Annotated in this window: 8 protein-coding genes and 1 pseudogene; 5 read left to right on the forward strand and 4 right to left on the reverse strand. The window is 53.5% G+C overall.

The window, feature by feature from the left end; translation table 11 throughout:
• Positions 1 to 94, reverse strand: a pseudogene (locus tag PGQ95_RS25890) (Tn3 family transposase); the annotation flags it as partial.
• 143 nt (positions 95 to 237) lie between these two features.
• On the opposite strand from PGQ95_RS25890, the gene PGQ95_RS25895 reads away from it, so the two are divergent.
• Positions 238 to 3,255 carry a Tn3-like element IS3000 family transposase gene (locus tag PGQ95_RS25895; RefSeq protein ID WP_004199413.1) on the forward strand — a complete coding sequence of 1,006 codons (3,018 nt, stop codon included), beginning with the start codon at positions 238 to 240 and terminating at the stop codon, positions 3,253 to 3,255.
• A 219-nt stretch (positions 3,256 to 3,474) separates the two neighbouring features.
• Positions 3,475 to 4,476 carry an IS30 family transposase gene (locus PGQ95_RS25900; RefSeq protein WP_023408311.1) on the forward strand — a complete coding sequence of 334 codons (1,002 nt, stop codon included), beginning with the start codon at positions 3,475 to 3,477 and terminating at the stop codon, positions 4,474 to 4,476.
• Between the two features lie 108 nt (positions 4,477 to 4,584).
• Here the strand turns inward: PGQ95_RS25900 and PGQ95_RS25905 are convergent, their stop codons facing one another.
• Positions 4,585 to 5,565, reverse strand: a complete 981-nt coding sequence (locus PGQ95_RS25905; RefSeq protein ID WP_000019402.1) for an IS5-like element IS5 family transposase — start codon at positions 5,563 to 5,565, stop codon at positions 4,585 to 4,587.
• Between the two features lie 234 nt (positions 5,566 to 5,799).
• On the opposite strand from PGQ95_RS25905, the gene PGQ95_RS25910 reads away from it, so the two are divergent.
• From PGQ95_RS25910 to PGQ95_RS25920, 3 genes are read left to right on the forward strand one after another with little or no spacing between them, the layout of a single operon-like run.
• A complete protein-coding gene (locus PGQ95_RS25910) occupies positions 5,800 to 6,612 on the forward strand; it encodes a subclass B1 metallo-beta-lactamase NDM-5 (protein WP_023408309.1) in 813 nt (270 codons plus the stop codon).
• Between the two features lie 3 nt (positions 6,613 to 6,615).
• Positions 6,616 to 6,981, forward strand: a complete 366-nt coding sequence (gene ble, locus PGQ95_RS25915; protein WP_004201167.1) for a bleomycin binding protein Ble-MBL — start codon at positions 6,616 to 6,618, stop codon at positions 6,979 to 6,981.
• Between the two features lie 4 nt (positions 6,982 to 6,985).
• Positions 6,986 to 7,624: a phosphoribosylanthranilate isomerase gene (locus tag PGQ95_RS25920; protein ID WP_004201168.1), complete on the forward strand. Its 639-nt coding sequence runs from the start codon at positions 6,986 to 6,988 to the stop codon at positions 7,622 to 7,624.
• Positions 7,625 to 7,634: 10 nt separating this feature from the next.
• Here PGQ95_RS25920 and PGQ95_RS25925 read toward each other — a convergent pair whose 3' ends face one another.
• Both PGQ95_RS25925 and cutA read right to left on the reverse strand, forming a co-directional pair.
• Positions 7,635 to 8,666, reverse strand: a complete 1,032-nt coding sequence (locus tag PGQ95_RS25925) for a protein-disulfide reductase DsbD domain-containing protein (RefSeq protein WP_004201169.1) — start codon at positions 8,664 to 8,666, stop codon at positions 7,635 to 7,637.
• A gap of 4 nt (positions 8,667 to 8,670) precedes the next feature.
• Complete coding sequence (cutA, locus tag PGQ95_RS25930; RefSeq protein WP_023408307.1) at positions 8,671 to 8,805, reverse strand: divalent cation tolerance protein CutA; 135 nt, start codon at positions 8,803 to 8,805, stop codon at positions 8,671 to 8,673.
• Positions 8,806 to 8,894 lie beyond the last annotated feature (89 nt).

An 8,894-nucleotide genomic window follows, 5' to 3' on the forward strand; every position in this document is an offset into this window, starting at 1 on the left:
GACGTTCACTTTTCAGCAATGAACGGACCAGCACTGAAACCTGTACTTTGCCCAGCTTCAGGGAGCCAGCGGTCCGGATCATTTCGTCCCACTGAGGGGTTCTAGGGATTTTCCGTCCAAAAACGACAAAGTGCTCTGGAGGCCCCGCCGTCTGTGGCCTCCAGAGGGGTATTACTTTTTTCGAGATCCCTATTTGGGCTCTGTTTGAGTAAGATTTAGTCTTTTTGGGCTAAATCCATGGCATTCGAAGAACGTGTCCAAATCTTGTCCGAGGCAGAACAAGATGAGTTATATGGACCCCCCGCTTTCACCTCCGCCGACCAACGCTTCTTTTTCTCGCTGAACGATAAGGAACTGGCGATCGCTAAAAGCCTCCGTCATCGGGGCCAGCGTTACATGCTGGTGGTACTGCTGGGCTATTTCAAAGCCAAGCCGGTGGTGCTGAATCCCGGCTTTCATCAGATCAAGCAGGACCTCAAATACGTTTATCAAACCGTTCTACCAGGCCCAGGCTGTAGACCCTTTAATCTCACGCCAAAAGAGAACGAACGGATTTACCAACGTGTTTTCCAGCTCTGCAACTACCAGCGCTGGAATGTCAAAGACCATGGAGCGGCGTTGAGAGATTACTTATCCCAGCAAGCCAGAGCCTGGACAGCGCCTAGGCACCTCTTCGATGCGGCCAATGAATATTGTTCGGGGCAGAAGATCGCAATCCCTGCCTACAGCACGCTGCAAAAGATCATCAGTCAGGTGGTGGGAGACGAACAGGAACACATGGCCGCGCACCTTGAGCGTGCAATGTCACGCGGTCTTAAGCAAGCACTGGCGGAGCTCGTGAACGGCACAGGTCCACTGCCGTTCCGACAGTTGCGACAATCGGCTCGTAACTTCACCGGAACCGAGTTGGAGAAAGAACTGATTGTCTATCGCCATATCCAGCATTGGATGCCGGAAGTGGATCTGCTGTTGAGCACGCTATCACTGTCGCAGAAAAATCTGCAACACCTGGCAGAGAAAGTCGACTACTACGGTGCCAAACTGAAACGTCAAACCGTAGGCAGCCAATGGCTGTATTTATTGTGCTATCTTCAAACGCGATGGCAGCAAGCGCTGGAACGTATTGCCGATGGCTTTGTGCATCATGTCAGACAGACCAAACAGAAGGCAAAGGATTATGCGCAGGAAGCGGTGTTTAAGGATTGGCAAAAAGCAGCTAAAAATGTCAGCAAGGCAGCTGAAGTACTGCACCTGTTCATTGATGACAGCATTGATCTGCAACTACCGTTTGCAACAGTAAGACAGCAAGCACTGAGCCTGCTGACCAAAAGGGATCTGGAATCTGTATGTCTCTTCCTGAACGAGCAGCGACGATCGGTCGATGAAGCCATGTGGCAGTACTGCGACGAGAAAGAAAGTCTGCGGAAAGGTTTGCTGCGAGAGTTGTTCCTATGTCTGCGCTTCGAAGGCTGCGACGGCACCCAGCACTTAGCGGCCGCCTTGGCGAAAACACAAAACGAACTCAACGGCCAGGACGCTCAGTTGCAAACTGCCGACACCAGACTCCTTTCCAAAAAATCACGTGAATTCCTGCTGGATGGTGAAGGGAATATCCTGATCGATCGTTATGAGTGGTTCCTCTATCAACAGATTCCTGATCGCCTGAATGGCCAGCTGACGCTGCCTGATATCACTAAATACCGGGCACTCGACGCCGACCTGATCGACGGGGAACATTGGCGAAAAAACAAATATACGCTGCTTCAACAGAGCCATTTTACAAAATTAGCGGAGGAGCCTGAAAAGCTGATCAAACAGATGGCCATGGAATTGGATACCCGTTTGTACGAAGTCGGCGAATATCTTGAACAGGAAGACAACCGGAATATCATCTTGCGTAATCCGCAGGGTAAACGCTTCTGGCGCCTGCCTTCGGCCAGCAAACATCATCTGGTCAACAATCCCTTCTTCCAGCAAATTCCCACAACGGGGATTGCGGATGTACTGCGCATGGTTGATCGTGACACCGGTTTCATTGACTGCTTCGCTCATGTGCTGGGTTCCCAATCCAGAAGCCGTTCCCATGAATATGACCTGTTGGCAATTCTGGTCGGCAATGCAACCAATCAAGGCATTTACGGCATGGCACAGATCTCTGATCGTACCTATGATCAGCTCAGCACTATCCAGGCGAACTATCTTCGCCTGGAAACATTGAATGCTGCTAACGACAACATCAATAACGCGACAGCCAAGCTACCCATCTTCCGGTACTACAACATCCAGGAAGATGTGATCCACGCCAGTGCCGATGGTCAAAAGTTCGAAGCCCGGCGCGAGACCTTCAAAACCCGTTATTCGTCGAAGTACTTTGGCACTCAAAAAGGTGTTTCTGCCATGACCTTGATCGCCAATCACGCTGCGATCAACGCCAGAGTGATCGGCGCCAACGAACATGAATCGCACTACATCTTTGATTTGTTGATGAGCAATACGTCAGACATCATTCCGGATGTGCTCTCAACCGATACCCATGGGGTGAACCATGTGAACTTCGCGTTACTGGATCTGTTCGGATACCAGTTTGCCCCACGCTATGCCCAGGTTGGCAAAGTGATCAATGACATGTTTGATGTCAAGGAAGACAAAGAACACCGAATTCAGCTGTGCTTAAAAAAGCCAATCAATACCCATCGTATTGCGCAGCACTGGGATACCATCCAACGGATTGCAGTATCACTTAAGCAGCGGAAAACAACGCAAGCCACCTTGGTGAGAAAGCTCTCGGAGTACAAGCGCAATCACCCGCTGCTGGAAGCCCTGACGGAATACAATCGCCTGGTGAAAGCGAATTATCTACTGTGCTACATCGATGATGCCAGTTTAAGAAACTATGTTCAGCGCGCGCTGAACCGGGGAGAGGCCTATCACCAACTGCGTCGGGCCGTGAGCAGCGTCAATGGGGATCAGTTCCGGGGCAGTTCAGACGAAGAAATCCAGCTATGGAATGAGTGCGCTCGCCTGGTCACCAATGCCATCGTTTACTTCAACTCCAGGATACTCAGCCAGCTGTTGACCAGCTTCGAATACCAAGGAGATACCAAGAGAATAGATATCGTCAAACAGGCATCCCCTGTGGCCTGGCACAACATTAACCTCAAGGGGACTTACCACTTCGAATTGAGCGAAAAATTGCCAGATCTGGAGGAGCTTATGCGCTCAATCGAGGGATATTTACCCGTCAGCGAAAAGTAATACCCCTCTGGAGGCCACGGACGGCGCGGCCTCCAGAGCACTTTGTCGTTTTTGGACGGAAAATCCCTAGAACCCCATTATCTAAAAATACTTAATTGTCTTTTAACGTCGCTAAATTTTAAATAAATAAGTGAAGAGTGTTAGTGGAGCCACTGATTTAAAGTTGGCAGAGTAAAACTTGAAGTGCGACATAAACCACCTAATTAATTTAAAGGGTTTATGGAGTATATAAAATTGTCATACCATCATCTTAACTTTGAAGATCGTACTGCATTAATGCTTGAGTCAAGAAAAGAAGGCTTTTCAGCCAGAAAATTTGCTGAACTCATTAAAAGACATCCTAGTACGATCTATCGTGAGCTTAAAAGAAATAGCATCAATGACGTTTATCAAGCTCGATATGCTTCTGATAACACCTTCGCTAGACGTAGACGTGGTCACAGAAAACTCAAAATCGATTCAATCCTCTGGAAATTTATTGTTGAAGCGATCCGTTGTTTATGGTCTCCTCAGCAAATAGCAAAGCGTTTAAAGACATTTCCTGATTTGGATCAAACAATGAATGTAAGCCATACAACGATTTATTCAACGATACGAGCATTACCAAAGGGTGAGTTGAAAAAAGACTTATTATCCTGTCTACGTCATGAAAATAAAAAGCGAAAAGCTAACGGTGAACCTAAAAAAGATTCTATATTACAGGATATTAAAACTATTCATGAGCGCCCAGCCGAAGTTCAAGAAAGAAAAATACCGGGTCATTGGGAAGCTGATTTAATTAAAGGTAAAGACAATAAAAGTTCGATAGCAACACTTATTGAACGAAATACACGGCTCTGTATCTTGGCAACATTACCTGATGCAAAGGCAGAATCAGTGCGCAAGGCTTTAACTGAAGCTCTGAAATATTTACCTGCAGAACTGCGTAAAACGTTGACCTATGACCGTGGACGTGAGATGTCAGAACATAAAATACTCGAAGAAGATTTAGGCATAGATGTATATTTCTGTGACCCACATTCACCCTGGCAAAAAGGCACATGCGAAAATATGAATGGTTTAATTAGGCAATATTTACCTAAAGGGATTGATTTAAATCAGGCAGATCAGCATTATTTAAATCAAGTTGCCATGTCACTGAATACTCGTCCTAGAAAGGCGTTAGATTGGCTTACACCATTAGGGAAGGTGCGAATAAGCGGGGAAATTCTTCTCGGCTGACTCAGTCATTTCATTTCTTCATGTTTGAGCCGATTTTTTCTCCCGTAAATGCCTTGAATCAGCCTATTTAGACCGTTTCTTCGCCATTTAAGGCGTTATCCCCAGTTTTTAGTGAGATCTCTCCCACTGACGTATCATTTGGTCCGCCCGAAACAGGTTGGCCAGCGTGAATAACATCGCCAGTTGGTTATCGTTTTTCAGCAACCCCTTGTATCTGGCTTTCACGAAGCCGAACTGTCGCTTGATGATGCGAAATGGGTGCTCCACCTTGGCCCGGATGCTGGCTTTCATGTATTCGATGTTGATGGCCGTTTTGTTCTTGCGTGGATGCTGTTTCAAGGTTCTTACCTTGCCGGGGCGCTCGGCGATCAGCCAGTCCACATCCACCTCGGCCAGCTCCTCGCGCTGTGGCGCCCCTTGGTAGCCGGCATCGGCTGAGACAAATTGCTCCTCTCCATGCAGCAGATTACCCAGCTGATTGAGGTCATGCTCGTTGGCCGCGGTGGTGACTAGGCTGTGGGTCAGGCCACTCTTGGCATCGACACCAATGTGGGCCTTCATGCCAAAGTGCCATTGATTGCCTTTCTTGGTCTGATGCATCTCCGGATCGCGTTGCTGCTCTTTGTTCTTGGTCGAGCTGGGTGCCTCAATGATGGTGGCATCGACCAAGGTGCCTTGAGTCATCATGACGCCTGCTTCGGCCAGCCAGCGATTGATGGTCTTGAACAATTGGCGGGCCAGTTGATGCTGCTCCAGCAGGTGGCGGAAATTCATGATGGTGGTGCGGTCAGGCAAGGCGCTATCCAGGGATAACCGGGCAAACAGACGCATGGAGGCGATTTCGTACAGAGCATCTTCCATCGCGCCATCGCTCAGGTTGTACCAATGCTGCATGCAGTGAATGCGTAGCATGGTTTCCAGCGGATAAGGTCGCCGGCCATTACCAGCCTTGGGGTAAAACGGCTCGATGACTTCCACCATGTTTTGCCATGGCAGAATCTGCTCCATGCGGGACAAGAAAATCTCTTTTCTGGTCTGACGGCGCTTACTGCTGAATTCACTGTCGGCGAAGGTAAGTTGATGACTCATGATGAACCCTGTTCCATGGCTCCAGATGACAAACATGATCTCATATCAGGGACTTGTTCGCACCTTCCTTAGAGAAATTTGCTCAGCTTGTTGATTATCATATGGCTTTTGAAACTGTCGCACCTCATGTTTGAATTCGCCCCATATTTTTGCTACAGTGAACCAAATTAAGATCATCTATTTACTAGGCCTCGCATTTGCGGGGTTTTTAATGCTGAATAAAAGGAAAACTTGATGGAATTGCCCAATATTATGCACCCGGTCGCGAAGCTGAGCACCGCATTAGCCGCTGCATTGATGCTGAGCGGGTGCATGCCCGGTGAAATCCGCCCGACGATTGGCCAGCAAATGGAAACTGGCGACCAACGGTTTGGCGATCTGGTTTTCCGCCAGCTCGCACCGAATGTCTGGCAGCACACTTCCTATCTCGACATGCCGGGTTTCGGGGCAGTCGCTTCCAACGGTTTGATCGTCAGGGATGGCGGCCGCGTGCTGTTGGTCGATACCGCCTGGACCGATGACCAGACCGCCCAGATCCTCAACTGGATCAAGCAGGAGATCAACCTGCCGGTCGCGCTGGCGGTGGTGACTCACGCGCATCAGGACAAGATGGGCGGTATGGACGCGCTGCATGCGGCGGGGATTGCGACTTATGCCAATGCGTTGTCGAACCAGCTTGCCCCGCAAGAGGGGCTGGTTGCGGCGCAACACAGCCTGACTTTCGCCGCCAATGGCTGGGTCGAACCAGCAACCGCGCCCAACTTTGGCCCGCTCAAGGTATTTTACCCCGGCCCCGGCCACACCAGTGACAATATCACCGTTGGGATCGACGGCACCGACATCGCTTTTGGTGGCTGCCTGATCAAGGACAGCAAGGCCAAGTCGCTCGGCAATCTCGGTGATGCCGACACTGAGCACTACGCCGCGTCAGCGCGCGCGTTTGGTGCGGCGTTCCCCAAGGCCAGCATGATCGTGATGAGCCATTCCGCCCCCGATAGCCGCGCCGCAATCACTCATACGGCCCGCATGGCCGACAAGCTGCGCTGAGCCATGGCTGACCACGTCACCCCCAATCTGCCATCGCGCGATTTCGATGTGACAGAGGCGTTTTATGCGAAGCTGGGCTTTGCGACGAGTTGGAAGGATCGCGGCTGGATGATCCTGCAGCGCGGCGGTTTGCAGCTCGAATTCTTCCCCTATCCTGACCTCGACCCAGCTACGAGCTCGTTCGGCTGTTGCCTGCGGTTGGATGATCTCGATGCCATGGTGGCATTGGTGAACGCGGCGGGAGCCGAGGAAAAAAGCACCGGCTGGCCGCGCTTCAAAGCTCCGCAACTGGAGGCGAGCGGCCTGAGGATCGGCTACCTGATCGATCCCGACTGCACGCTGGTGCGGCTGATCCAGAACCCCGACTGACCGCATGCCCGCGAAAATCAAGATTTGCGGGATCAGCACACCCGAGGCGCTCGATGCGACCATCGCGGCGCGGGCGGACTATGCCGGGTTGGTGTTCTATCCAGCGTCGCCCCGTGCGGTTACGTCGAATGTCGCGGGCGCTTTGACATCGCGCGCAGCTGGCCAGATCGCCATGGTCGGTTTGTTCGTCGATGCGGATGATGCTGTCATCGCCGACGCACTGGTGGCAGCCAAGCTGAACGCGCTGCAGCTGCACGGTTCGGAATCGCCCGAACGCGTGGCCCAGTTGCGCGCGCGGTTTGGCAAGCCGGTGTGGAAGGCGCTGCCCGTCGCCAGCGCCAGCGATGTCGCACGCGCCGCAGCCTATGCCGGGGCGGCGGACTTGATCTTGTTCGACGCCAAGACCCCCAAAGGCGCGCTGCCCGGCGGCATGGGGTTGGCGTTCGACTGGTCGCTGCTGGCCGGATATCGCGGTGCCTTGCCGTGGGGGCTGGCAGGCGGGCTAAATCCGACGAATGTTGCCGAGGCGATTGCGCGCACCGGAGCGCCGCTGGTCGATACCTCCAGCGGCGTCGAAAGCGCGCCGGGCGTCAAGGATACCGACAAGATTACCAATTTCGCCTTTGCGGTGCGCTTGGCCTAAATCGCGTCGATCAATAGGCGTCGTTCAGCGCAAAGATCGGCTTGCGGGTGCGCCACTGCCCTCGGGTGAAGTCGGGAAAATCTAACGTGCGATTGCCCTCAGCAATCGATTGTTCCGACAGAGGCGTGATCGCGCTCCAGGCCAGCGCGTCGTAAATGTCGATTGGCATCGGGGCCTTGGCCTTCAGCGCCTCGACAAAAGCGTGGATCACGAACCAGTCCATCCCGCCATGCCCGGCCCCTGCCGCCAGATCGGCGTAGCGTTTCCATAGCGGGTGATCGTATTTCGCAAACCAGCCCTCGGCAGGCTCCCAGCGGTGCGGCTGTGGGCTCTTGCCCTCCAGATAGATCGACTTGTTGACGTCCATCCACAGCCCCTCGGTGCCTTGCACCCGAAAGCCGAGAGAATAGGGGCGCGGCAGCGAGGTGTCGTGGCACAGCATGATCGTTTCACCATTAGTGCAGCCGATCATGGTGTTGACCACATCACCCAGTGCGAATTTCACCTCGGCGTTGGGATGATCGGCAGAGCCGTTCTTGACGACATAATCATGCAGCCCGCGCGCCTTACAGCCGAAGCCGCCAGCGCCCGCTTCGCCCGGCAACGCGACCTTCAGGGTGCGGGTCTGCGGCGGGTAGCACACGCCGGCATCGGCGCAGCCCTGGTACTTCACGGTCAGGGTGGTCGCGCTCGCGCCGGCCGCGGGCGTGCCGGTGAGGGTGCCGAGCAATTCCTTGCGGTAGGTTTCGACGTCGCCGAAGAATTCGTCGCGGTAGGCCTTGCCCTTCGGCAGCGCCATGGTCGCGCCGGTGAAGGCGGCATCGGCCTTGACCGAGGTGCGGTGCCGGTACAGGTAATAGCCGTCGGCGATCCGCCAGCGCACCTCGATGCGGTCCGGCGCGGTGGCCTGCGCGGACAGGACGAAGACCTCGTCGACCGGCGGCAGTTCGAAGTCCTGGGCGACGGCCGAGGTCGCGGGCAGCGCAAGCAGCAGGGCGAGCCCGGCCAGCCAGCGGCGCAGGCGGATCGTGGATGCGGTCATTGGCTCAGTTTACCGGTCGGCTCTCGGCGGCCAGCCATTGCAGGTATTCGGGCAGGCCGGACGCGGCTTCGACCGCGAGCAGCTCCGGGAGTTCGTAGGGATGCAGTTGGCGCAGGCGTTCCTGCAGGGCGGGGGGCACTGTTGCAAATAGTCGGTGGTGATAAACTTATCATCCCCTTTTGCTGATGGAGCTGCACATGAACCCATTCAAAGGCCGGCATTTTCAGC

It is taken from the genome of Klebsiella sp. 141240 (genome assembly GCF_050600805.1).
GTDB lineage: Bacteria > Pseudomonadota > Gammaproteobacteria > Enterobacterales > Enterobacteriaceae > Klebsiella > Klebsiella aerogenes.